The 24,165-nt window shown below is 70.3% G+C and carries 23 protein-coding genes and 1 pseudogene; 11 read left to right on the forward strand and 13 right to left on the reverse strand.

Going from position 1 to position 24,165, the window contains the following annotated elements:
• The first annotated feature begins 96 nt into the window (after positions 1–96).
• Positions 97–1,185: an alcohol dehydrogenase catalytic domain-containing protein gene (locus AXA68_RS12510; protein WP_066417320.1), complete on the forward strand. Its 1,089-nt coding sequence runs from the start codon at positions 97–99 to the stop codon at positions 1,183–1,185.
• A 453-nt stretch (positions 1,186–1,638) separates the two neighbouring features.
• On the opposite strand, the gene AXA68_RS12515 is transcribed toward AXA68_RS12510, so the two are convergent.
• Both AXA68_RS12515 and AXA68_RS12520 read right to left on the reverse strand, forming a co-directional pair.
• Positions 1,639–2,535, reverse strand: a complete 897-nt coding sequence (locus AXA68_RS12515; RefSeq protein WP_343123794.1) for a COX15/CtaA family protein — start codon at positions 2,533–2,535, stop codon at positions 1,639–1,641.
• A 145-nt stretch (positions 2,536–2,680) separates the two neighbouring features.
• Complete coding sequence (locus tag AXA68_RS12520; RefSeq protein WP_066417326.1) at positions 2,681–3,136, reverse strand: DUF5814 domain-containing protein; 456 nt, start codon at positions 3,134–3,136, stop codon at positions 2,681–2,683.
• 130 nt (positions 3,137–3,266) lie between these two features.
• On the opposite strand from AXA68_RS12520, the gene AXA68_RS12525 reads away from it, so the two are divergent.
• Complete coding sequence (locus AXA68_RS12525; RefSeq protein ID WP_066417327.1) at positions 3,267–3,749, forward strand: GNAT family N-acetyltransferase; 483 nt, start codon at positions 3,267–3,269, stop codon at positions 3,747–3,749.
• 171 nt (positions 3,750–3,920) lie between these two features.
• Positions 3,921–4,529: a hypothetical protein gene (locus tag AXA68_RS12530; protein ID WP_066417329.1), complete on the forward strand. Its 609-nt coding sequence runs from the start codon at positions 3,921–3,923 to the stop codon at positions 4,527–4,529.
• A 51-nt stretch (positions 4,530–4,580) separates the two neighbouring features.
• Here the strand turns inward: AXA68_RS12530 and AXA68_RS12535 are convergent, their stop codons facing one another.
• The 3 genes and pseudogenes from AXA68_RS12535 to AXA68_RS12545 form a co-directional block, all read right to left on the reverse strand.
• Entirely contained in the window at positions 4,581–6,425 is a 1,845-nt protein-coding gene (locus AXA68_RS12535; protein ID WP_066417330.1) for an SLC13 family permease, read from the reverse strand.
• 122 nt (positions 6,426–6,547) lie between these two features.
• Complete coding sequence (gene eif1A, locus AXA68_RS12540; protein ID WP_066417331.1) at positions 6,548–6,832, reverse strand: translation initiation factor eIF-1A; 285 nt, start codon at positions 6,830–6,832, stop codon at positions 6,548–6,550.
• A 131-nt stretch (positions 6,833–6,963) separates the two neighbouring features.
• A pseudogene (locus tag AXA68_RS12545) lies at positions 6,964–7,578 on the reverse strand (AAA family ATPase); the annotation flags it as partial.
• A gap of 35 nt (positions 7,579–7,613) precedes the next feature.
• On the opposite strand from AXA68_RS12545, the gene AXA68_RS17485 reads away from it, so the two are divergent.
• From AXA68_RS17485 to AXA68_RS12565, 5 genes are all read left to right on the forward strand, one after another.
• Positions 7,614–7,739, forward strand: a complete 126-nt coding sequence (locus AXA68_RS17485) for a hypothetical protein (protein WP_269799195.1) — start codon at positions 7,614–7,616, stop codon at positions 7,737–7,739.
• 51 nt (positions 7,740–7,790) lie between these two features.
• Positions 7,791–8,276, forward strand: coding sequence for an Lrp/AsnC family transcriptional regulator (locus tag AXA68_RS12550; RefSeq protein ID WP_066417338.1), 486 nt, complete (start codon positions 7,791–7,793; stop codon positions 8,274–8,276).
• 244 nt (positions 8,277–8,520) lie between these two features.
• Positions 8,521–10,005 carry a proton-conducting transporter transmembrane domain-containing protein gene (locus tag AXA68_RS12555; protein ID WP_066417340.1) on the forward strand — a complete coding sequence of 495 codons (1,485 nt, stop codon included), beginning with the start codon at positions 8,521–8,523 and terminating at the stop codon, positions 10,003–10,005.
• Positions 9,995–12,460: a DUF2309 domain-containing protein gene (locus AXA68_RS12560; RefSeq protein ID WP_066417343.1), complete on the forward strand. Its 2,466-nt coding sequence runs from the start codon at positions 9,995–9,997 to the stop codon at positions 12,458–12,460. Before AXA68_RS12555 ends, AXA68_RS12560 begins: the two co-directional genes overlap by 11 nt.
• Positions 12,461–12,593: 133 nt before the next feature.
• Positions 12,594–13,880, forward strand: coding sequence for an outer membrane protein assembly factor BamB family protein (locus AXA68_RS12565; RefSeq protein ID WP_066417347.1), 1,287 nt, complete (start codon positions 12,594–12,596; stop codon positions 13,878–13,880).
• A gap of 198 nt (positions 13,881–14,078) precedes the next feature.
• Here AXA68_RS12565 and ndk read toward each other — a convergent pair whose 3' ends face one another.
• The 4 genes from ndk to rpl7ae are packed head-to-tail and all read right to left on the reverse strand — an operon-like array spanning position 14,079 to position 15,344.
• Positions 14,079–14,558, reverse strand: a complete 480-nt coding sequence (gene ndk, locus AXA68_RS12570; RefSeq protein WP_066417350.1) for a nucleoside-diphosphate kinase — start codon at positions 14,556–14,558, stop codon at positions 14,079–14,081.
• Positions 14,559–14,747 (reverse strand): 50S ribosomal protein L24e, encoded by a 189-nt coding sequence (locus AXA68_RS12575; RefSeq protein WP_066417355.1) that lies wholly within the window; start codon positions 14,745–14,747, stop codon positions 14,559–14,561.
• 3 nt (positions 14,748–14,750) lie between these two features.
• Entirely contained in the window at positions 14,751–14,975 is a 225-nt protein-coding gene (locus AXA68_RS12580) for a 30S ribosomal protein S28e (RefSeq protein ID WP_066417357.1), read from the reverse strand.
• 6 nt (positions 14,976–14,981) lie between these two features.
• Positions 14,982–15,344 carry a 50S ribosomal protein L7Ae gene (gene rpl7ae / locus AXA68_RS12585; RefSeq protein ID WP_066417359.1) on the reverse strand — a complete coding sequence of 121 codons (363 nt, stop codon included), beginning with the start codon at positions 15,342–15,344 and terminating at the stop codon, positions 14,982–14,984.
• A gap of 308 nt (positions 15,345–15,652) precedes the next feature.
• On the opposite strand from rpl7ae, the gene AXA68_RS12590 reads away from it, so the two are divergent.
• Positions 15,653–17,059 (forward strand): bifunctional metallophosphatase/5'-nucleotidase, encoded by a 1,407-nt coding sequence (locus AXA68_RS12590; protein ID WP_066417360.1) that lies wholly within the window; start codon positions 15,653–15,655, stop codon positions 17,057–17,059.
• A gap of 245 nt (positions 17,060–17,304) precedes the next feature.
• Here the strand turns inward: AXA68_RS12590 and AXA68_RS12595 are convergent, their stop codons facing one another.
• Both AXA68_RS12595 and AXA68_RS12600 read right to left on the reverse strand, forming a co-directional pair.
• Positions 17,305–18,198: a bifunctional methylenetetrahydrofolate dehydrogenase/methenyltetrahydrofolate cyclohydrolase gene (locus AXA68_RS12595; RefSeq protein WP_066417361.1), complete on the reverse strand. Its 894-nt coding sequence runs from the start codon at positions 18,196–18,198 to the stop codon at positions 17,305–17,307.
• 109 nt (positions 18,199–18,307) lie between these two features.
• On the reverse strand, positions 18,308–18,982 hold the full coding sequence (locus AXA68_RS12600; RefSeq protein WP_066417366.1) for an HAD family hydrolase: 675 nt from the start codon (positions 18,980–18,982) through the stop codon (positions 18,308–18,310).
• A gap of 161 nt (positions 18,983–19,143) precedes the next feature.
• Here AXA68_RS12600 and AXA68_RS12605 point away from each other — a divergent pair, with 161 nt between their 5' ends.
• The gene (locus AXA68_RS12605; RefSeq protein ID WP_066417369.1) at positions 19,144–20,283 is read left to right on the forward strand and encodes a CBS domain-containing protein; all 1,140 of its coding nucleotides are present in this window, start codon (positions 19,144–19,146) and stop codon (positions 20,281–20,283) included.
• 114 nt (positions 20,284–20,397) lie between these two features.
• On the opposite strand, the gene radB is transcribed toward AXA68_RS12605, so the two are convergent.
• Together radB and AXA68_RS12615 are read right to left on the reverse strand one after the other, a co-directional pair.
• Positions 20,398–21,108 (reverse strand): DNA repair and recombination protein RadB, encoded by a 711-nt coding sequence (radB, locus tag AXA68_RS12610; RefSeq protein ID WP_066417372.1) that lies wholly within the window; start codon positions 21,106–21,108, stop codon positions 20,398–20,400.
• Positions 21,109–21,193: 85 nt separating this feature from the next.
• Positions 21,194–22,549: a sodium-dependent transporter gene (locus AXA68_RS12615; RefSeq protein WP_066417375.1), complete on the reverse strand. Its 1,356-nt coding sequence runs from the start codon at positions 22,547–22,549 to the stop codon at positions 21,194–21,196.
• Between the two features lie 218 nt (positions 22,550–22,767).
• Here AXA68_RS12615 and AXA68_RS12620 point away from each other — a divergent pair, with 218 nt between their 5' ends.
• Positions 22,768–24,156 carry an NAD(P)/FAD-dependent oxidoreductase gene (locus tag AXA68_RS12620; RefSeq protein ID WP_066417378.1) on the forward strand — a complete coding sequence of 463 codons (1,389 nt, stop codon included), beginning with the start codon at positions 22,768–22,770 and terminating at the stop codon, positions 24,154–24,156.
• The last annotated feature ends 9 nt before the right edge of the window (positions 24,157–24,165 follow it).

Raw genomic sequence — 24,165 nt, forward strand, 5'->3', positions numbered from 1 at the left:
GACCGAAGTAGAACGGGGACCGACTCGGGCCGGACCGGCCGGACCGGATCGGAGCGAGGGCACAACACGTATCACAGCGGGCGACGACCGCTCACCATGCGCGCGGCCGTCCTTCGCGAGTACGGCGAGGAGTTGGCGATCCGAGACCTCCCCGAGCCGGAGCCGGGGCCGGACGACGCGGTCGTCCGCGTCGACGCCTGCGGGGTCTGTCGGAGCGACTGGCACGCCTGGAAGGGCCACGGCGAGTGGGCCGACGACCGGGTCCCCCGCGGCCAGGTGCTCGGCCACGAGCCCGCGGGCGAGGTCGTCGCCGTCGGCGACGCGGTCGACCGGTTCGCCCCCGGCGACCGCGTCGTGGTGCCCTTCTCGCTCGGCGACGGGACGTGCCCGCACTGCCGGCGCGGCCACGGCAACGTCTGTGCGGACGGGAGCGCCCTCGGCTTCGAGGCCGACGCGCCCGGCGCGTTCGCCGAGCGGGTCGCCGTCCCCCGCGCCGACTACAACCTCGTCGAGCGCCCGTCGTGGCTGCCCGCCCGCGACGCCGCGGCGCTCGGCTGTCGGTACATGACCGCCTACCACGCGCTCCGCGAGCGCGCCGGGATCGCCGGCGGCGACCGGGTGGCCGTCCACGGCTGCGGGGGCGTCGGGCTCTCGGCGGTCCAGATCGCGGCCGCCGTCGGCGCGCGGGTCGTCGCCGTCGACGTCGACGGCGACGCGCTCTCGCGGGCCGCGGACCTCGGCGCGGCGGAGACGGTACGGGCGGGCGGTGGAGACGGAGGAGGGGCGGCCGACTCGACCACGTCCGTCCCCGAGCGGATCCGCTCGCTCACCGACGGCGGCGTCGACGTCTCGATGGACGCGCTGGGTATCGCGGAGACGTGCCGCAACTCCGTCCGGTCGGTCCGTCCGCGCGGGACCCACGTCCAGGTCGGACTGACCACGGAGGCGGAGCGCGGCGAGGTGTCGCTGCCGACCGACTGGATGACCCGCTGGGAGGTGTCATTCCTCGGTGCGCGCGGGATGCCGCCGACGAACTACGACGACCTCTTCGCGCTCGTCGAGGCGACCGGGATCGACCCCGGCGCGCTCGTGACGCGGGAACTGGCGTTGTCGGAGGTCTCCGACCGGCTCGCCGCGATGGACGACTACGACGTGCGCGGCGTCGAGGTCGTCACCGAGTTCTGATCGTTGCCGAGCCGGCTCCGTCGAGGCTCATCTCTCAAACGCCTCAGTGTGAAACACCCGGTCGATAATGATGAGAGAACGAGCGATCGCCGGGGCGGTGGCGCGCCGGTGAGCGGGCCGAAGGCCCGCGAACCCGACCGCGAGGGACGCGGCGACTGAAAGGAGCCGCGAGGCTGGGGAGGCGTGAGGTGCGGGGCGGTTGCGGTCGGGCGGGACTCAAAGGGGCAGCCGGCTCCGGGAAGACGGCCGACGCAAGCACCGCAGGAGCGAGCAACGCGAGCGACGAGGAGCACAGCGAGGCCCTCGACCGGAGCCGGCTGGGGCTTTGAAAGAGTTCACTGCGCCAGAAACGATCCTCTTCGTATCACCCCGATCTCTACTGAAACAACCGTCCTACAAGCAAGCGATCTAGAACATGTCCCGTGCTGAGGGTTTCGACGAGTCCGCCGCGTTCTAGTCGCCGCCGACGGGCGTCGATCGCTCGGTCACGGCGTCGGATCCCCGGAGCACCCGCGCCGCGCCCGCGGCGAGCGCGAACGCGACCGCGAGCGCGACGAGGTTCGCCCGCTGCCACGCGACGGTGTACAACACCAGGTCACGGCCGAGAAGCAGGGTGACGACGAGCGCCGCCATCGATCCGGCCGCGAGCCGCCGGACCGTCCGCGCGGTCGAGGCGTCGAGGCCGGGGACGCCGCCGTCGATCGCGTCGGTTGCGACGACGAGCGCCGCGACCAGCCCGAGGTGCGCGCCCAGGCCGGCGACGTAGAAGGCGGCCTGTCCGCCGGGCGAGTAGGTGAGGAGCGGCACGGCCCGCGAGAAGACGGCGCTCGCGAGGATCCCGCCGACGGCGACGCCGAGCGCGACCCGGAGGAGCCGGGCGGACCCCGCGCGTCCGCCGCCCCACATCGTCGCCAGACCGAGCAGCGTGAATATGCCGAGCGCGACGATCAGGTGGGCGGCGTGCGTCGACACCGTGTACCCGCCGGGGACGAGCCCGCCGATCGTGACCGTGATCGCGCCGACCGCGATCTGGACCGGGAGGATCGCGACCGCGAGCGTCGCCGCGATCCGGGTCCGCCGGTCGAGCGAGCCGATCCAGCTCCAGCCGGCCACGCCGACGATCAGGAAGCCGGTGACCATGGCCCACACGCGGTGGAACCACTCGATGAAGTCGGGGTTGATCGTCAGCGTGGGGATGAACTGGTCCGAACAGAGCGGCCACTGGGCCTGACACGCCAGTCCGGAGCCCGTCGCCGCGGTGTAGACGCCGAGCGCGAACAGCGTCAGCGTCATCCCCGTCGTCGCCGCCGCGTACCGCCGGAACGTCAGCCACGCGGGCCGAAGACTCATTGTCCGGGATCGGGCTCGCGCGTACTTAGACCGTTCGACCGGTCCGAGACGATGAGAAGGGATCGCCGGTCGTCCGGGTCGGATCGGCCGATGCGGAACCGATCGGCCGGACCGATCGACCGGAACCCATCGGCCGGAGCGGCGATCACCCGGACAGTCGATCGCGAGCGCGCCGCGCCTTCGACGACATCTCCTCGTCGCCCTCGACGTCCGCGAGCGTCTCGACGGCCTCCAGCTTCCGGACCGCGTCGTCGAGGAACGACCGCACGTCGCCGGCGTACGCGTACACCATGTAGTCGTCGGTCATCACGTCGACGATCGCGCCGGGACCGAGCCCCTGCGCGCGCAGCTCGAGCACGTACCGGATGAACTTCCGCTCGGGGCAGCCGCAGTAGGGGTTCGACTGGCAGTCGCAGTCGAGGAAGTCCTCGGCGAAGTCCAAGATCCGGTCGCGGGTGGTCGAATCGAGCTTCGAGAGCCCGTCGCCGGTGAAGAGCATGTCGAGCGTCGCGCCCGCGAACGCGCTCTTGGGGACGTTCGTCTCCAGCTGGGAGGCGAGCTGGCGGTGGTTCTTCACGTAGATCTTGTCGGTGAACGCCACGGCTTGCCCGCCCGTAGACCGCCGGGACTCAAAAGGAGCGTGGTCGCCGCGACGCGTTCGGCCGTTCTCGGGAGCCCGCATGACGGACCGATCGGTGTCTTGTTTTGGACGGCGAACGAACCCGTTCGCGATGGTCTCGCTTCGAGAGGCGTCGACGGAGGACGCTACCCGGATGGCTCGCATCCAGTCCGAGTCGCTTCGACGGAACGCACGCGAGGAGTACACCGAGGAGCAACTCGATCGGTTGGCACCCCCGGATCCCGACGCCGACGCGATTCCCGACGCCGAGTTCTCCGACGACTCCCGTCGTCCCGTCGTCGCCGAAAAGGACGGTGCCGTCGTCGGCTGGGGGAGCGTCCATCTCGACGAGGACACGCTGGCAGCGACGTTCGTCGACCCCGATCACGCCGGGGAAGGCGTCGGACGGGCGATCGTCGAGGAACTCGAAGACATCGCTCGAAGGGAGGGCACGGCGGAGCTCGTCGTTCCGGCGTCGTTGAACGCGGTCGGGTTCTACGAGACGCTCGGGTTCGAGAGACGGCGACGGATCGACGCCGGAGCCCCCGATACGCCGGAGATTCCGAGCATCGAACTGACGAAGGAGCTCGACTGAACGCTCGGTTCGCGTCCCTCGACGACCCGCCGTGTCACCTCAAATCGTGTCCGGTGGTTAACCATTGAGTGACCAGTGAGTGACCAGTGAGTGGCCGGTGAGTGGGACCTCGACCGAGACCGAGCGCCCGAGCCGTGCGTTTATGCGGCCGCGACGCCAACCTGCGGCCGAATGGCCGAGCAGCCCTCCAGGGAGGACCGGACGGTCGAGACGCCGGATTCGGTGGAGCCGACCGGAGACTCCGCCGTCGACGAGGACGCCGTCACCGACCCCGCCGTCGACGAGAACCTCAAGCGCCGGCTCCGGGAGGCGTACCTCAACGACGAGGAGGACGCGCTCGTCGTGACCGCGGTCCGCATGGAGGGCGACGAGGTCGTCGTCGAGACCCGGCCGCCACACGGCGAGACGACGCACGTCGAGCGGTTCGACGCGCCGCGACACGGCTCGCTCGAGGAGTGTACGGAGTTCCTCGGGTTCCTCGAGGTCGCGGGCGTCTCCCCGCTCGACCTCGACGACCTCGTCGGCGCGCGCGTACCCGCGACGTTCGATCCCGAGACGGGATGGCGCGTGAGGCGGGCGGCGGATCGGACCGCCGAGGGCGACGCCGCCGGAGGCGACGCCGACGCCGCAGGCCCCGGCTCGTCAGCCCGGCGAACCGTCCGGTCGGGGTGGTCGGCGACCGTCGAGTGGGTCCGCGAGTACCGCGACTGGGTGATCGCGGTGCTTCTGGTCGGCGGCGAGCTGCTCTTCATCGCGCTGATCGTCGTCCTGTTCGCGTGAGTGCGCGCCGAACGGGTCCCGTGGGTCGCGACCGCCGGGCTATCGGTCGGCTCAGATCCCCCAGATCGCCACGATCCCGAGGGTCGTCACGACCGAGAGCAGGAGCTGGAGCGGTCCGCCGACGCGCAGGAAGTCCGTGAACTCGTAGCCGCCCGGACCGTACACCATCAGGTTCGTCTGATACCCCACGGGGGTCATGAACGAGGTGGCGGACGCGAAGGTCACGGCGAGGAGGAACGTGAACCCGCTGGCGTCGAGCCTCGCGGCCGCGTCGACCGCGATCGGGATCATCAACACGACCGTCGCCACCGGCGTGATCACGTTCGCGAGCAGCCCCGTGACGACGTAAAACAGGAACAACACGGCCACGAGCGGGAGGACGGCACCGGTCGCGACGAGCGCCTCGGCGAGCAGCGCGGCCCCGCCGGTCGCCTCCATCGCGAGCCCGAGCGGGATCACGCCGGCCAGGAGGAAGACGACGTTCCACGAGACCGCGTCGTAGGCGTCCGCCGAGGAGAGACAGCCCGTGACGACCATCGCGAACACCCCGCCGAGCGCGGCGATCACGATCGGGAGGACGTCGAGGGCGGCCAGCCCGACCACGGCGACCATGATCGCGACGGCGACGGGCGTCTCCGGCGAGAGCGGGGCGATCTGCTCCGGGTCCGCCTCGTCGAGCCGGTCGAGCGCGTCCTCGGGGATCACGAGGAGGTCGTCGCTCTCGGCGAAGTACTCGACCGACTCCGGCGTGGTCTGTACCAGGAGCAGGTCGCCCGCCTCCAGCGTGACTTCGTCGAGATCGGTCCGGATCAGGTCGCTTCCCCGCCGGATCGCGAGCACCGTCATGCCGTGGAACGCCTCCAGGCGGGCCTCGGAGAGCGTCTCGCCGAGGAACCGCGACGTCTCGGGGACCACGGCCTTCCCGAGCCGGTCGGGCGAGTCCGCGTCGGCGAGCGTCTCCCCCGTGACCCCGCCGCGGTCGGCGCGCTCCAACCCGAACCGCCGCCACAACCGATTCACCGCCGTTCTCGAGCCGTTGACGACGACCACGTCCCCGGGTCGAAACCGCTGGTCGGTCTCCGCGGCGAGGAACGTCTCCCCGTTTCGCCGGACCCGGAGCGGGGTCACGGCCGCGTCGGTCCGGTCGTCGAGCCCCTCGATGGGGCGATCGACCAGCGGCGACTCCGGACCGACCTCGAGTTCCGCGAGGAAGTCCTCGAGCTCGAACTCCTCGACGAGGTCCACGTCCGCCGGGATCCGCGCCGGTGTGAGCCACCGGCCGACGGTCATCAGGTACGCCAGCCCGACGACGAGCACGACCGCGCCGAGCGCGGTGAACTCGAACATCCCGATCGGCCCCCGGTCGAGCAGCGTGGCGGCGAACTCGCTGGCCAGCAGGTTCGTCGAGGTGCCGATCAGCGTCAGCGTGCCGCCGAGGATCGCGGCGTACGACAGCGGCAGGAGGAGCTTCGAGGGCGAGACGCCGGTCTCGCGCGCCAGGTCGGTGATCATCGGGATGAACACCGCGACGACCGGGGTGTTGTTGATGACCCCCGCGATCGGTCCGGTGGTCCCGATCGTCGCCGCCAGCGCGCGCGTCTCGCTGCCGCGGGTGAGCCGCGCGAGGTGGACCCCGAGCCGCTGTACCAGCCCCGTCCGCTGGACCCCCGCGCTCAGCATGTACATCGCGACGATGGTGACCGTCGCGGTGTTCGCGAACCCGGAGATGGCCTCGCGCGCGCCGACGCCCGTCCACGGCTCCAGCGCCGCGAGCGCGACGACGATCCCGATCGCGGTGACGTCGTTGGGGATGACCTCGGAGACGAAAAGCGCCAGCGCGACGCCGATCAGCGCGAAGACGACGAGCGCGGCGGTCGGAACGCCGGGGGGAACCATGGCCGATCCACTCGGAGCGGCGGTATATGATTTCGGTCAGGAGTCACGTGGCCGTCGCTCGGATGTCGGACGTGGCCGTCGCTCGGCCGTCGGCGTTCGACTCGGAGAAGCGACGCGTCGTACTACTCGATGTGGCCTTCACGGCGGAGCTGGTCGGCCTGGTCGTCGGTGTAGCGCCACTCGACGTTGGCCTTCTCGTCCTGCCAGGACCACGGTTCCGCGAGGACGACGTCGCCCTCGTTGATCCACGTTCGATACTTCATTCGGCCGGGGATCCGCCCCAGCCGCTCCTTGCCGTCCACACACCGGAGGCGGACGTGGTTGCCGCCGAGGTGCTCGGTCACGACGGCGAACACTTCGTCATCTGAGGGCATTCGGAGGTTCCGACGCCCGGATTCTTCGCTCACGCCGTTCGGTAGGAGGCACGCCCGTATAAGTGATGGGAGACGCGAGCGCGCGAGCACCATGGGTTTCCGTGCCACGAGAGGCGGTGACGCGGGAACGGGGTCTTCAGGGAGGTCACCCGAGGACGACGGGGTCACCCGAAGACGACGTCGACCTGCGCGCGCGTCTCCGCCTCGTCGCCGGAGTTGTCGACGACGACCACGTCGCCGTCCGTATCTCGGGCTGAGTCGCCCGTGTCGATCCGGTCGAACGTCTCCTTGAAGTGGAGGTGGACGTCGAAGTCGGCGTCGCTTATCCCGTCGCGACGGCGGATCCGCTCCTCGACGACCGACTCCTCGCACTCGACTTTCACCAGCGCGAACCGGTCGGCCACGCGGTCGGCGGTCTCGCTCGCGGCCGCTCGGAACCGCGCGTCAGCGAACGTGGCGTCGAGGACGACCGACTCCCCCTCGGCCACGCGAGCGCGAGCGCGGTCGAGGAGCTCCTCGTACACGGCCTCCGTCTCCTCCTCGGCGTAGGTCGGCTCGGGAAACAGTTCCTTGCGGATCACGTCCGTGCGGAGGATCCGCGCGTCGACGTGGTCTGCCACCCGCTCGGCGACGGTCGTCTTCCCGACGCCCGGCAGCCCGCAGACGACGACGAGATCCCCCGCCCCGGATCCGTCCTGACTCATTCGAGAGGAGGGTCCGTCGAGACGCACATGAACCTTCCCCTCGGCCGTCGGTGGTCCCCGCCGTCGGGTCGAACGAAGCCTTCAAACCGCGTCCGGGCGACCGCTCCTCCATGGACGGACTCACGTTCGAGCAGGAGACGGAACAGCTCTCGCCGATCGTCGTCGTCGCGACGATCGCGTTGATCGCCGTCTTCGTCGTCGGATTGGCGTATCAGGCGATCGGCCTCGTGGTCTGAGCGGCCGGCCGACGTCAAAGAGTAAAGTGTCTCACCGCCGGAGACGACCGTATGGCCAGCAGGGAGATAGACGACGTGGACAAGGCGATCCTGTACGCGCTTCAGGAGGACGCTCGAAACGCGTCGTCCGGGGACATCGCGGAGCGGACCGACACCTCCGACAGCACCGTTCGAAAGCGCATCCGGCGGCTCGAATCCGACGGCGTGATCAAGGGGTACAGCGCCAACGTCGACTACCAGCGGTCGGGGTACCCGCTCCGCATGTTGCTCTACTGTACGGCCTCGATCCCGGAACGCGGCGACCTCATTCCCGACGTGCTGGCGATCGACGGCGTCGTCTCGGTCCAGGAGCTGGTCACCGGCGAACAGAACCTCCTCGTGACCGCCGTCGGCGAGACGGACGGCGACATCACGTCGGTCGCACAGAAGCTCCTCGACATGGGCCTCACGGTCGCCGACGAGGTGCTCGTTCGAACCCACGAGACGACGCCGTTCGGCGAGTTCGACGCCGGGAACCGACCGACCGACGACGCCTGAAGACGATCGCCGCCGACCCCCGTGAGGGACCGATCCCCCGGCGTTCGGGCGAGCGAACCCGACCTCCTGCCGACTCCGATACACGATCGCGCATAACTATAACGTTCTATAATCATGGATTTTCGAACGGTTTGTGAATATAGACAGCCTTATTAGGCATATCGTTCTCTAATGGGATAGAAAACGACCGGATCCGGATTCGGGTCGCCCGACGGTCGGAACCGGTCGTCTCACGGATCGAACGATGTCAGGACGCACCTCGAACCCGACGGTCGGAGCGCTCCCGGACGCGACGGCGGACTCGCCGGTCGTGCCGGTCGCACTGACGTGGCTCGTGTGGTCGCTGTTCGCCGCGAGCGTCGTCGTCCTGTTCGCTCGAGTCCGACTCGACGCCGCCTGGGAGGTCCCAGGCGTGGTCGGGATCGACGGTCTCACTGCGCTGATGTGGGTCGTCGTCACGTTCTTCAGCGGCGTCGTTCACAGCTACTCGCGCCGGTACATGGCCGGCAGCGCCCACGAGGTGGACTTCTTCCTCGCCGTGTTCGGCTTCACCGTGACCGTGATGGCGCTCGTGGCCGCCGACCACGTCGTCCTGTTCGCGCTCGCGTGGCTGACGATGGGGCTGGTGATGGCGCGGCTCGTCGGGACGATGGACGGCTGGAAGCAGGCACGGGTCGCCGCGAACGTCGCCCGCACCTACTTCCTCGCGAGCAGCGCGCTCCTCGCCGTCTCGCTGGCAACGCTGTGGCACGCGACCGGCGCGACGACGGTCTCCGGCATCGCCGCTGCCGCCGACGGTCTCGGCGGCCCGACGTGGGCCGTCGCCGCGATCGCGCTCGTCCTCGCGGCGATGATCCAGTCCGCGCTCGTCCCGTTCCACGGCTGGCTGCTCTCCTCGATGACCGCCCCGACGCCCGCCTCGGCGCTGATGCACGCCGGCTTCGTCAACGCGGGCGGCGTCCTGTTGATCCGGTTCGCCCCCGTCGTGACCGTCGACGCCGCCCTCATGCTCGGCATCGTGGTCGTCGGCGCGACGAGCGCCCTGCTCGGGAAGCTGCTCAAGGCCGTCCAGTCGGACGTCAAGAGCGAACTGGCCTGCTCGACGGTCGGACAGATGGGCTTCATGATCATGCAGGCCGGGCTCGGCTTCTTCGGGGCCGCCGTCACCCACCTGATCCTCCACGGGTTCTACAAGGCGTACCACTTCCTCGGCGCGGGCGGCCGGATCGAACGCACCGCGCCGACGGGAGGCGAGCCTCGCGAGACGAGCGCCGCGGGGGTCGCCGTCGTCCTGGCGACCGGGCTGGCCGGCGGCGCGACGTTCGCGGCGCTCACCGGGAAGGGCACGAGCGTCGACAGCGGGCTCCTCCTCGTGGCGTTCGTCGTGCTCACCACGCTCCACGCGGCCCGCGGTGCCGTCGACCGCGTCTCGCTTCCGGCGACGGTCCGCTACGGCGCGGTCCCGGCCGTCTTCCTCCCGGCCATCGCCGTCTACGCGCTCGTCTACGAGGCCGTCTCGGCCGTCCTCTCCGGCCTGCCGGTCGTCGCGGCCCCGACCGAACTGCGCGCCCTCCACGTGCTCGTCGCGCTCGCGTTCGGCGCCGCCTACGTCGCGATGGAGGCCGGACTCCACGAGCGCAGCCGGCGTCTCTACGTCGCGCTGGTGAACGCGAGCCGGCCGCATTCAGGCACCCTGTTGACCAGCACGGGGGAGTACGATGAGCACTGACCGCGCCGTCGAGGACGGCATCGAGCGGGCGGCGGCCACCGTCGGATCGGTCTGGCCGATCCACTCGTTCGTCACGGCCAACCCGCTCGCGGGCTTCGAGGACGTGTCGTTCGACGAGGCCGTCGCGCAGGCCTCGGACCTCTTCGGCGGCCGCGGCTACCCGCGTCCGGAGACGCTCCGGGCCGCCCTGGCGGACGGGCGGATCGACCGCGAGGTGCTCGACGCCGAGCTGGCCGCGCGGGGCTTGGAGGAGCGCCCCGAGGCCCTGCTCGAGCGCATGGACGCGGCGGACGGTCCGGGTCCCGACGCGGAGCCCGCCGATCCCGACGCGGAGCGGGTCGACCGCGTCCTGACGAAGTGGCTGTCGGCGTTCCTCGACGAGGGCAGCGCGAAGTGGCCGATGCCGGACCGCGAGGACGGGTTCTACGACGCCTTCCGGTCGGTCGCGCCCCACGACGGACGGATACCCGACGACGGAGTCGTCGCCGACCTGCCGGCGTCGCCGCTCGCCGCCATCGAGTCCGCGCTGGAGCCGTACCCCGAGAGCCAGTGGGTTCCCCTCTTCGAGGAGCAGTTCGCCGCGCTTCCCGGCTGGACCGGCCTCATCAAGCGGCGTGCCGACGACGAGGGCGAGTGGCAGTCGGCGTTCCCGATCACGCTCGAGGGGTACCTCGCCGTCCGTCTCGCGCTCGCGGACGGGTTCGGCGTCGACCTCGAGCCGTCGACCGGCCCCGACGAAACGGGGACCGAAACGGGCGACGAGGTCGCCGACGCGTTCCTGTGCGCGTGGGAGGCGAGCTACCGTGGCGAGATCGTCGAGCACGTCGCGGCCGAGAGCGAGGCGCTCGCCGCTGCCGGCCCCTCGGCCGACGCTCCCGAAGCCGACGCTCCCGCGGCCGATCGCCCGGATGCACAGCTCGTCTTCTGTATCGACACGCGGTCGGAGGTCATCCGGCGGCACCTCGAGGCCACCGGCGCGTACGAGACCCACGGCTACGCGGGCTTCTTCGGCGTGCCGATCGAGTACCGGGGGTACGGTTCCGAGGCGTCCGTCGACGCCTGCCCGCCGATCCTCGACCCGCAACACCGCATCACCGAGACGCCCACCGACGAGGACGCCAGAGCGAGTCGCGACCGCTGGTCGACCCTCCGGGAGGCCGCCGGCGGGATAGTCGAGGCGCTGAAGGGCAACCCCGCCACCGCCTTCGGCTTCGTCGAGAACGCCGGCGGAGGATACGGGGCGGCGCTCGCGGCCCGCACGCTCGTCCCCGGTCGCGTCCGCGACCTGCTGGGTCGGGTTGGGGACGCGGTGCCCGACGACCACGAGTTCTGCGAGCCGGCCCTCGACCACGAGCACGCCGACGGCGACCTCCCGGCCGGTCTGACACACGAGGAGAAGCTCGAGTACGCCGCGACCGCCTTCGAGCTGATGGGATGGGAGACGTTCGGCCGGCTCGTCGTCTTCACCGGCCACGCCAGCGAGACGACCAACAACCCCTACGACTCGAGCCTGGACTGCGGCGCGTGCGCCGGCAACCCCGGCGGTCCGAACGCGCGGGTGCTCGCGGTCGTCTGTAACGATGAGCGCGTCAGGGCCGGACTCCGCGAGCGCGGATTCGACATCCCAGAGGACACCGTCTTCCTCGCCGCCCAACACAACACCACCACCGACGAGGTGGAGCTGTACGACGGCAACGTCCCGGAGAGCCACGCCGCCGACCTCGACCGCCTGCGCGCGGACCTCGCCACGGCCCGCGAGCGCGCGACCGCCGAGCGCGTCTCCTCGATGGGCGTCGACGGGCCCGCGGCGGCCGCCGGATCCGCCGGGGTCGAGGAGACGGAACGCCGCGCCGCCGACTGGGCGGAGGCCCGTCCCGAGTGGGGGCTGGCCGGCAACGCGGGCTTCGTGATCGGACCGCGCGAACTGACCGGCGGGCTGAATCTCGACGGCCGGGCCTTCCTCCACTCGTATGACTGGTCGACTGACCCCGAGGGCGAGGCGCTCGAGGCGATCCTGACCGGGCCGATGGTCGTCACCCAGTGGATAAACGCCCAGTACTACTTCTCGACGGTCGACAACGCCGTGTACGGGAGCGGCTCGAAGGTGACGCAGAACCCCGTCGGCAACGTCGGCGTCTACCAGGGCAACGGCGGCGACCTGATGACCGGTCTCCCCCTCCAGTCGCTGATGATCGCGGACGACGAGCCCTACCACCAACCCCTCCGGCTCTCGACGGTCGTCCACGCCCCGGTCGACCGCGTCACCGACGTGCTGGCCGACCACGGGAAGCTGTCCGAACTGCTCGACAACGACTGGCTCTCGCTGACGGTCGTCGACCCGACGAGGGACCACCGCGCGTTCCGCTACGAGGAGGACCTCGAGTGGACGCCGGCGGTCGAGCGGTCCGAAGCCCCAGAGGCGTCCTCGCCCGCTCCCGCGGTCGCGGACGACTGACCGCGACTCGCCCGAGCGCGGGCGACTCGTCCGAGCGCGGGCGACTCGTCCGAGCGCGGCCCGCTCCGTTCCGGTCCGCGCAGGTCGGATCGCATCCGACAGCCGTATGCCGCCGCCGGCCGAACCGCGGGTAATGGACCGTCGAGTCCTGTTCGCGATACTGTTCCTGTTCGCCGGCGGCGCGACCGGCGTTGGCGTCGCCACGTTCGCGTTCGTCGGCGTCGACGACGCGAACGCCGAAGCCACGGTCGTCTGGGAGTCCGAGCCGGCCGCGGGCGACGACGGCACCGGGGCTGCGACCGTCGACGTCGACGGCGAGACGTGGGTCGTCCAGCCGACCGTCGAGGACGGCGAGCGCGCCGTGCGCGCGGTGACCCCCGGCGAGGGCCGGGCGTGGACGACCCGGATATCGGACGAGGCAGCCGCATCGGGCGATACCGCCGAACCGGGCGATACCTCCGGGGCGGTCGGCGAGAGCGGCGAGAATGGGACCGACCCGGTCGGGGTGAGCCGGCTCGCGACCGGCACGCTCGCCGGGGATCCGGTGGTCGCGCTGACGACCGCGTCGGGGCGACTGGTCGTGTTGAACGCCGCCGACGGCGACGAGCGGTTCGCCGTCGACCTCGGGGGCCCCGGCGGAGTCGCGCCGGCGCTCGGCGACCCGACCGGCGACGGGTCGACCCTCGTCGTCGCGGCCGCCGCGGACGGTTCCGTGCTCGCCGTCGACGCCGACGGCGACCCGGTCTTCGAGGCGTCGGTCGACGGGCGGGTCGAGCGTCGGCCCCTCGTCGTCGGACCCGACCCCGACCCCGACGGACGCGACGAGGGGATCCCCGGCGGCGTCGCGGTGTCGACGGCGGGAACGGACCCCGGAACCGTCCACTTCATCGGCGAGTCGGGCGAGACGCGCTGGACGCGGACGCCGACGGTGACGGCGGTGGGCTGGAACGCCGCGGTGACGCGCCGCGGTCCCGTCCTGACGCTCGGCGGGTCGAACGGGAACCTCGAGGCGCTGGAGGTCGCCGACGGCTCCTCGCGGTACGAGGTCGGCCTCCAGGACCGTCCCGTCGCGGTCGGAGAGGCCGACGACGGCCGGATCCTCGTCGGCGGCGTCGGGAGCATCTGGGCCGTCAGCCTGCTCGACGGCGAGGTCGTCTGGAAACAGCAGTACGGCGGGCAGACGCGCGTGAACGCGCCCGGAATCGGCCGGGTGACGGGCGACGACACGTTCGAGTCGGCCGCGGTCAATCGGGAGGGCGAGGTGCTCGGACTGACGCCCACCGGCGAGGTCGTCCTCCGGGGGAGCGTCCCGGAGACGGTCGTCTACGCGGGACCGCTGTTCGCCGACGCGGACGACGACGGGACCGACGAGGTACTGGTCGTCGACCAGAACGGCGTCGTGCGGGCGCTGTCGACGTAGCCGACCCTCGGCGGGGCGAAGTCCGTCCCGTCGGGAGTTCTTATACTCTCAGGATCGGTGAATCGACAAACGGAAGCGGGATGACGGACCGTTTTCACCGGAAACGAGGTGTGTCAACGAGGCGGCCGCTCGGCGGTCGTCGTCGGGTTACTTCGACGGAAGATCGGCCGGCATCGGTCGACGAAACGGCGCGGGAGGTTAGTGTGATTCGTCCTCGTACACCCACGCCGCGGTGTCGAGGCCGTAGTCGACGAGCTCGTCGTCGTCGAAGAACAGGTCGATCTCGCGTTCGTTCGCGCCCTCGTCCTCGTGGTCCGACGCGTGGATCACGTTGTGGCCGAGGTCGAGCCCGAAGTCGCCGCGGATCGTGCCGGGCGCGGACTCGGCGGGGTCGGTCTCGCCGACCATCGCGCGGACCTGCCGGGTCGCGTCCGCGCCCTCCCAGACCATCGCGAAGACGGGGCCGGAGGTGATGAACTCGACGAGGCCGTCGAAGAACGGCTTGTCGGCGTGTTCGCCGTAGTGCTCGTGTGCGAGCTCCTCGTCGATGCGCATGAACTTGCCGCCGACGAGCTTCAGCCCGCGCTCCTCGAACCGGGAGACGATCTCGCCGATGAGCCCGCGCTGGACCCCGTCGGGTTTGACCATCACGAAGGTGCGCTCGTCGTGGTGGCTCATCTACTCGCCTCCCTCGTTGCGACCCTCCTCGGTCCACTCGAGGTCGCGCGCCTCGCGGCCGAGGAAGTAGTTCTTCTCCGCCTTCGAGTCGACGAAGTGGAGGATCTGGCCGTTCGTCTTCACGAACATCGTGCCCGTCCCGGGCTCAATCTCCTCGCCGGTGTAATCACAGGTTCGTGTCTCGACCATAGGTTATCGGCCTCCGATGGCGTCGGCGTCGCGCTGGGTCTCGCGCAACTGGAGCACGTCGCCCAGCCGGACGGGACCCAGGACGTTTCGCGTGATGATCCGTCCCTGGTTCGATCCCTCCTGGATGCGGCATTTGACCTGCATGGCCTCGCCGTGCATCCCGGTCTTGCCGACGACCTCGATCACCTCGGCGGTGGTCGAGTCGCCGGTTCCCTCTTCTGCGCTCATGGGTGGTTATCGGAGCTCCGCGACCTTCTCGCCGATGTCCTCGATGTCGTCGGCGGCGTCGCCGGCCTCGACGACCGCGGCGGCGGCGGAACCGACCTCGAGGCCCGCGGCGTGGCCGACCTCTTCTTGGGTGTCGACGAAGACGACCGGGATCCCCTTCTCCTCGGCGAGCTCGGGGAGGTGCATCACGATCTCCTCGGGCGAGACGTCCTCGGCGACGAGGACGAGCTTCGCGTTGCCGCGCTCGACGGATTTTGTGGTCTCGTTCGTTCCCTTCTTTACCGTACCGGTGTCTCGGGCGACCTCGAACGCCTCGAGCGATCGCTCGGCGAGGTCGGCCGGGGTGTCGTAGTCTACGTAAACTGGCATGTGTTGTTCACCTATGTCCTCCGTGTGGGCTCGCGTGTCCGTCCCGTGGTCGGTCCCTATCGGAACGGCACATCATCGACCCCACAGAGGGTGTACTCCGGGATACTCTTGGACAGCATAAAAGCGCTTTCAAAGCGCTCGGGCGGCGTGCGAGGGCGTGACGGGGGTTCGACCGCGGCCCGTGGTCGGTGGCTCAGGCTACGGTAGGGGGGCCGGCGGTTCGATCGCGGTGGAACGGCTCCCGTGTCGACCGCTCGCGTCCCGCTTGCGATCGTTTTTGTTCACGCCCGACCGAGGACCGTCCACGCATGGCTCGTCTCCTCCACTACTCCGACATCGAGAACGTCTTCGACGTCCCCGAGCGGGCGGCCCGTCTCGCCGGCCGGATCCGCGCCCTCGACGGCCCCGACGCCGCGGTCGTCGCCACCGGCGACACCACCGCGCCGGGCGTCCTCTCGCTGGTCGCGAAGGGCCGCCAGACGATCGACTTCTACGCCGCCACCGACACCCTCCTCGACACCTTCGGAAACCACGAGTTCGACTACGGCCCCGACGCCCTCCGGGGGCTCGTCGACGACGCGCCGGTGGAGTTCGTCTCCGCGAACGTCCGCGACGAGGACGGCGAGCCCTTCGGCCGCTCGGAGGGCGTCGTCCCGTGGACGACCCGCGCCGTCGACGGCGCGACCGTGGGGTTCGTGGGCGTCACCGACCCCGCGACCGACTCGCTCAACCCGATGGCCGCGCCGCTCTCCTTCGACGATCCGCTCGCGGCCGCGCGGGAGGCGCTCGCCGACCTGGAACGCGAGGGCCCGGCGGTCGACCACCGCGTCGTCCTCTCGCACCTCGGCGGCGGCGACGACGACCTCGCCCGCGAGCTCGACGTGGACGCGGTGCTGGGCGGCCACGTCCACAGCCGCCGGAACGAGCGCGTCGACGGGACGCTCCTCGTCCGGCCGGGCGTGAACGGCGAGGCGGTCGCGGAGGTCGACCTCGGCGACCCGGCCGACCCCGACGCGCCCGCCACCGCGACGCTCCACGAGCCGGACGGGGTCGCCCCCCACGCGGAACTCGAGCGGGCGCTCGCCGAGCGGATGGGTGCGGCCGACCTCGGCGAGGTCGTCGACCGCGTCGCGGAACCGATCGAGCGAACCGGCGACGTCGTCCACGGCGGCGAGTGCCGCGTCGGCAACTTCGTCGCCGACGCGTTCCGGTGGGCCCACGACGCCGACGTGGGGCTCTCGAACGCCGGCGGCCTCCGGCAGGGCGACCCCTGGGCCGGCGACGTGACGAAGGCCGACCTCATCAGCCTCATCCCCTTCGAGGAGCCCGTGGTGCTGGCCGACGTGAGCGGCGAGGAACTCCTGGCGATCCTCCGAGAGATGGCCGCGCCCGACGTCGACTTCGGCGAGGACGACTGGTGGCACGGCCACGTCTCGAACGCGCGGGTCGTCTGGGACGCGGCCAACGAGGAGGTCGTGGAGGCGACCGTCGGCGGCGAGCCGATCGACCCCGACGCCCGGTACACCGTCGCCACCTCCGAGTACCTGCTCCACTCCGACCACGAGTACCCGACGCTGGAGGAGCGTCACCGGATCGGCGAGGCCGACATCCAGTACGAGGTGCTCGCCGACTTCGCCCGCGAGCGCGGGATAGATCCCGAGATCGAGGGCCGGATCGAGATCCGGAACCGGGCCGCACCCGACGGGAGTCGGTGACCGGCGACGGCGAGCGATAGCGGACTCTGATCTCATGCGGTGGCGCGTGCCTCCGAGCGCCCAAGGGGTGCGAGGAGCCCGCGCGAGGGAGGCGGCGGGCCGGAGCGGCTCGCCCGCGACGGCCCGCCGCCGAGGCTGGGGAGGGGCGAGGTGCGGAGCTGTGCGGGCCGTTCGGGACTGTACGGGGCCGTGCGGGGCGTTCGAGTGAGACGGGACGCAAAAGGAAAGCGGCCGCGACGACAGGTTCAGTCCAGATCGATCGCCACGTCGTGCTGGCGGCCCGCCGCCTTCACGGTGTTGTACAGCAGCATCGCGCGGGTCATCGGCCCGACGCCGCCGGGGACGGGCGTGATCGCGCCCGCGACCTCCCTCGCCGACTCGTACTCCACGTCGCCGACGAGCTCGTACCCCTTCTCCGTCTCCGCGTCGACGCGGTTGATCCCCACGTCGATCACGGTCGCGCCCTCCTTCAGCATCGAGCCGTCGACGAACTCCGGGATTCCGGCGGCGGCGATCACGATATCGGCCCCGGCGAGTTTCCCCTCCAGGTCCTCGGTGCGGGAGTGACAGACGGTCACGGTGGCGTTCCCCTGCGGGGCCTTCTGGATCAGGAGGTTCGCCATCGGCTTGCCGACGATGTCGGAGCGCCCGACGACGACCGCGTCCGCCCCCTCGGTCTCGACGTCGTAGGCGGAGAGCAGCTTCTGGACCCCGTGGGGGGTACAGGGCTTGTAGCGGGCGTCGCCCGCGACGAGGCGGCCGACGTTCTCGGGGTGGAAGCCGTCCACGTCCTTTTCGGGGTCGATCCGCCGGAGCACCTCGCGCTTCTCGACGTGGTCGGGAACGGGCAACTGGACCAGGATTCCGTGGACGTCCGACCGTTCGTTGAGGTCGTCGATGGTCTCGAACAGCGCCGCGGCGGGCGCGTCGGCGTCGACGTCGACGTGGATCCCCTCGATGCCGACCTCCTCGCAGTCGCGCTGTTTCATGGAGACGTACGTCTCGCTCGCGGGGTCGTCGCTCATCAGCACGGTCGCCAGTCCGGGGGTCACGCCCGCGTCCGCGAGCGTCTCCACGCAGCCGGCCACGTCGGATCGAACGTCGGCCGCCACCGCCTCGCCGTCGATGACCTCGGTCATACCCGAACGCGGTGTCGGGAGGAACAAAAGCCATCCGGGATCGTGTCGATATCTCTCGTCAGAGTTTCTATCATATACACTAATATGGATCAGTCCTTGATGGGTGGCCTCACGGCGATCCGATCGGCGAGCGACCACAGAGGCTCACGAGGTCGTGGAGGTCGTCGATCTCGTAGGTGGGCTGCGCCGAGAGCTCGAACGAGCGGCGGTGCGGCCGGCGGATGAACGCGGAGTCGATCCCGGCGTTGTCGGCCGCGCGGACGTCGGACTCGTTGTCGCCGACGAACAGCGCGGTCGAGACGTCCAGGTCCGCGAGCGCCCGCTCGAGGTAGTACGGCGAGGGCTTCTTCCGCGAGAGGCTGGCGATCGAGGGCTCGCGGCCGTAGACGACGTCGAAGCGGTCCGCGAGTCCGAAGTGCGCGAGGAGGTCGTCTACGGTGGCCTGCTGGTTCGAGGAGACGACCCCGAGCGCGGCGTCGAGGTGCCCCAGCGCGCCGACGTCCTCGTAGGGGGTCTTGCGGCCGGCGCGCGAGGCGGCGATCTGCGCGTCGGAGGCGGTCTCGTCGCGGACGCGCCAGAACTCGCCCGGGTCGATCCCGTAGCGGTCACAGATGTCCGAGAGCGTCGCCGGGTCGACGCCGACGGCGACGTCGTCGACGTGCGCGAGGTCCGGGTCGGTCACGCCCAGCCGCTCGAACGCCTCCCAGGCGGCCTCGCGGAGGGTATCGAACGGCGTGCGGCCGACGATAACCCCGTCGTGGTCGAGAACGACGGCGTCGTACACGCCGCCTCCTCGGGGAGTAACGGTCAAAAAGCTTTCAGTGGAGGCCGGGACGGTTCCCGCACACCGACGCCTCGAGCGGTCGCGATCGCGGGCGGGCTCCCGCGCTCCGCGACGACCCCTGTACTTTCAATACCCGGCGCGTCCAACGTTCCCGTTGGACCATGAACATCGCTGATATCGCAGTGCCGGAGTACGTCGAGGTCGACGCCGACGAGCGGCTCGCCAAGGTCCGATCCATCTTCGAGCGCGAGAACCCGAAGGGGATAGTCGTCACCGAGGACGGCGAGTACGCGGGAGTCGTCGGCGAGAAACAGCTGCTGCGCTCGCGGATGGAGGACGACACCAAGGTCTCCGCCGTCGTCAAGCCCGCGCCCTCGGTGAAGCGGACGGAGGACGTCCGCGAAACGGCCCGCCTCCTCGTCGAGGGCGACGTGAAGATCGCCCCCGTCTACGAGGGCGAGAAACTCTACGGCATCATCACCGTCGATCAGATCCTCGAGGCCGTCTTAGAGAGCCTCGACGCCATCACGGTCGATCAGATCGCCACGACCGACGTGATCGGCATCAACGAGAAGGACAGCGTGGGGCGGGCGATAAACCGGCTCCGCGAGAACGGGATCTCCAGACTGCCGGTGCTCGACGACGACGGGATGCTCGCCGGCGTCGTCACCACGAACGACATCGTCGAGTTCGTCGTCCGCGACCAGGAGCGACAGGGCAGCGGCGACCGCGCCGGCGACATCGACCGCATGCTCGATCTCCCCGTCTACGACATCATGTCGAGCCCGGTCGTGACCGCGACCGCCGACGAGACCGCGAAGGAGGCGGTCTCCCGCATGTTCGACAACGAGGTCTCCGGGCTCGTCGTCACCCCCGAGGGCGTCGAGGCGGTCGCGGGGATGGTGACCAAGACCGACGTGTTGCGCGCGCTCACCTTCACCGAGGAGGACTCGCTCGACGTCCAGATCACGAACGTCGACCTGCTCGACCGCACCTCGCGCGAACACGTCGTCGAGTCGATAGAGAGCGTGGCGGACAAGTACGCCCAGATGCAGGTGATGCACGCGCACGTCCGGCTCCACCAGCACAAAGAGAAGCTCCGCGGCACCCCGCTCATCCAGTGTCAGATCCGCCTCCGGACGGACCAGGGACAGGTCGGCGGCTCCGGCGAGGGGTACGGCGCGGAACACGCCTTCCACGTGGCGCTCGACAAGCTGGAGCGGAACGTCCTCGAGATCAAGGGCGTCAACGCCGACGAGGAGTACCGCGGCCAGCTGCTCCGGAAGCTCGGCGAGCTCTGAGCGGTCCGTCTCACGCGGCGTCGACCCGGCGTTCCGGCTGCTCACTCGGTCTCCCGATTCTTTTCGCGTTCCTGCTCGATCGATCCGCTCCTCGACCGGCGTTCCGTCCCCCGCCTAGTCGTCGCTCGCGCCCGCCGCCAACCCCGCCTCGACGATCCGGAACGTGGCGGAGTCGCCGGCGGGCTTCGAACGGTGTTTCTCCAGGGTCGCCCGGCGGTTCCCGCCGCGGAAGCGGTCGACGCGCAGGATCGCGCCGGTCCAGTGGTTGAGCGTGTTGCCGCCGAGCGCGCGGTCGCGATCGCTTTCGGGGTCCGTGAACACCTGGTTCGTGATCACCACCGCGATGTCGTGTCGCCGCGCCAGAGAGAGGAGGTGTGTCACCTGTTTGGCGACCTTCCGGAGCGACTGGCCGCCCTCAGTGTCGTCGGCGCGCTCGAGCCGGTAGAAGCCGGTCGCGGAGTCCAACACGATCAGATCGACCTCCCCCGCGAGTTCCTCGGCGTCGCGGACGGCCTCGCGCTGGTCCTCGAAGTCGTACGCCTCGGTGATCACCAGCCGCGAGGCCAGTTCCTCGACGCTCTCGTCGACGTTCGGCCGGTCGACGCGCGCGCCCGCCATCTGCTCGAACCGGTCGATCGAGAGCCCCTCGGTGTCGATGAAGAGCGACCGGTCGCCGGCCGCCGCGACCTCGATGGCCGCGGCGAGCGCGAGGTTGGTCTTGCCCGCGGCGGGCGGGCCGTACACCTGCGTGACGACCCCGCGCTCGAACCCGCCGCCGAGCAGGTCGTCGACCGGCTCACAGCCGGTCGGGATCGGTTCGCTCACTGGCGGACGTTCAGGCCCGTTCGTCTTTAAGCGGTCGGTCCGGCCGGGAGGTTCGGTCGTGACACGGCGATCCTGTCGAGGTGTCCTACCGTGCGGCCAGCCACTCGGCGAGGTCGCCGGTCAGGAAGTCGACGTAGTCGACGACGCCCAGATACAGCGAGACGAGGACGACGACGGCGATCGGGATCCGGACGATCCAGATCCAGGCAGTGCCGAGCGAGCCGAGGTCGCCGATCCCCCTCTCGAGTTCCGCTCTGGCGGCGTCGGGGACGACCCAACCGACGAACAGCGCGAGCAGCAGCGAGCCCAACACGAGCAGGATCCCGTCGGCCAGGCTGTCGTAGAGGCTGAGGAATATCAGATCGATCGTCACCGGGACGCCGAGCAGGAAGACGGCGACGCCGATGGCCGTCGCGGCCGGGACGCGAGCGACGGCGAACTCGTCGATGAGATACGAGACGAGCACTTCGAGAATGCTGATGGCGGAGGAGAGCGCCGCGATCCCGACCATCGAGAAGAACACGATCCCGAGGACTCGGCCGGCGGGGATCCCGGCGAACGCCGACGTGAGGCTCACGAAGATCGCGCTGGGGCCGGGACCGCCGGGCTCGATCCCGGCCGCGAAGAGGAACGGGAAGACGACGAAGCCCACGATCACGGCGACGAACGTGTCGAGCCCGGCGATGATGCCCGCGTCCGCCGCGAGGTTCCGGTCCTCGCCGAGGTAGGAGGCGTAGGTGATCATCACGCCCATGCCGAGCGAGAGCGTGAAGAAGGCCTGCCCGGCGGCGGCTGGCAGGATGCTCGTCCAGTTCGCGACGAGGTAGCCGAAGTCCGGCGTGAGGTAGTAAGCGTACGCCGCGCCCGCGGCGTCCAGCGTGAACGCGTACGCTCCGAGGGCGACGAGCAGCACGATGATCGCCGGCACCATCACCTTCACGCCGAGCTCGATGCCCCTCCGCACGCCGGCCGCGATGATCCCGATGACGAGTGCCATGAACACGGCGTGGAACAGGAGGGAATCGAGTCCGGTGGTGACGGTACCGAAGAGCGCGGCAGCCTCCTCCGGTCCCGCGAGCGCGTAGCCGTCCGTGATCCCGATGAGGGTGTAGCGGAGGAACCAGCCGGCGACGACGCTGTAGTACGAGAGGATGACGAAGCCGGTGACGACGAACAGCCAGCCGAGGTAGTTCCACGCCCCGCTCCCGAGTTCGCGTATCGCGCCCACGGGGTTCAGTTCGGTGTACCGGCCGATCACGAACTCGACGAGGATCGCCGGGAAGCCGATCAGCGCGACGAAGAGCAGGTAGACGAGCAGGAACGCCCCGCCGCCCTCCTGGCCGGTGATGAAGGGGAACCGCCAGACGTTCCCGAGCCCCACCGCGCTCCCGACCGCCGCAAGGATGAACCCCATCCGTGTCGCCCACGTCTCGCGTGCCATCGTTGATCGGACGAATCCGGTTGGCGAGTAAAAGCGTGTCTTTCCGACGCCGAGTATTTCCGCCAAAACTGGATGAACGATCGTTTTCGATCGAGCTCGGCCGACCGGGAGCCGACGTGGAGCGCCTCGGCGAATGCGGAGACGTCCGAACCCCGCGGCGGCTCGCGGATCCCGGCGGCGACCGTGAATTTAATGCCGTGAGGTCGACCTCACAGGGTATGGAACGCGTAGACGTCGCGATCGTTGGCGGGGGCCCTGCCGGTTCGTCCGCGGCGCACGCGGCCGCGAGCGGCGGTGCCGACGCCCTCGTGTTGGAGAAGGGCGTGCCGCGAGCCGACCGCGAGGGGCTCGGTCCCGACTCCACCGACGCCGCCGGGATCCTGGACTACTGGGTCGACATCATGGGGATCCACCCGGACGAGTTCGACGACGGCGTCGTCCAACGGGAGCTGGACCGGGCGGAGTTCCGCGGGCCCTCGGCCGCCGCGACCCTGTACGACACGGGCATCGACTCCTCCTACGACCGGTTCGGCTACACCTTCCACCGCGCCCGCTTCGACGACTGGCTCCGCGAGCGCGCCGAGGAGGCCGGCGCGGAGTATCGAGTCGGCGTCTCGGTCCGCGGCGTCGACACCGACCTCGACGCGGGATCGGACGGTGGGACGCCCCGGCACACGCTCACGCTCGCCGACGGCGACGAGATCGGGGCCGACTTCGTCGTGCTCGCGGACGGCCCGCAGCGGACGGTGACGAACCGCGTGCTCGACGAGTACCTCCCGACCGGGAAGGGCGGGTCCGACCGGCTCGCGCCGCCGGAGGCCAACCACATCGCCTACCAGGAGTACCGCCGCGTGCCCGAGGCGGTGTACGAGGAGGTGAACGACGCCATCGTCTTCTGGTGGGGCGTGATGCCCGGCGAGACCGCGTACCCGTGGATCTTCCCGAACCAGGACCGCGTCTGCCGGATCGGGCTCACGATGCCGATCGGGATGGACATCGACGACTTCGACGTCGACGCCTACGAGCTGCTCTCGGCGGACGACGACTCGATCCCGAGCGGCGCGGAGTACGTCCGCCGGCTGCTGGAGTGGCAGTACGGCGACGAGTACGACGTCGAGGAGGCGTTCCCGCTCGTCGAGGACGCGGGCAAGCGCGGCGGGACCGAGACGTACCCGATCTCCTCGACGCGGCCGATCGACTCCCCGACCGGGGCGGGGATCGCGGTGGCCGGCGGCGCGATGGGGACCACCTCGGCGTTCCACGAGGGCGGCGACCACGTCGCCGTCCGCACCGGCGCGATCGCGGGCGAGCTGGCGGCCGCCGGCGATCTGGCCCCGTACAACCGGCGCTGGAAGGAGGCCATCGGCGACGAGGTCGTCCGGAACGTCACGATGGCGGACATGGTCGCCGACTACACGCCGGCCGACTGGGACCGGATCATCGGCGCGGCGGACGCGATGCTCGCCGTGGAGGCCGGCGACGGCCTCCTCGCACAGCCGTACCGATCGGGCTGGGAGTCGCTGAAGCTCGTCCTCGGCTACAAGTGGAACAAGCGGAAGACGAAACGCGGCTACGTGACGATCGACGAAGACGAGTACGTCTACTGAGCGGCCACC

It is taken from the genome of Halorubrum aethiopicum, from assembly GCF_001542905.1.
Lineage (GTDB): Archaea > Halobacteriota > Halobacteria > Halobacteriales > Haloferacaceae > Halorubrum > Halorubrum aethiopicum.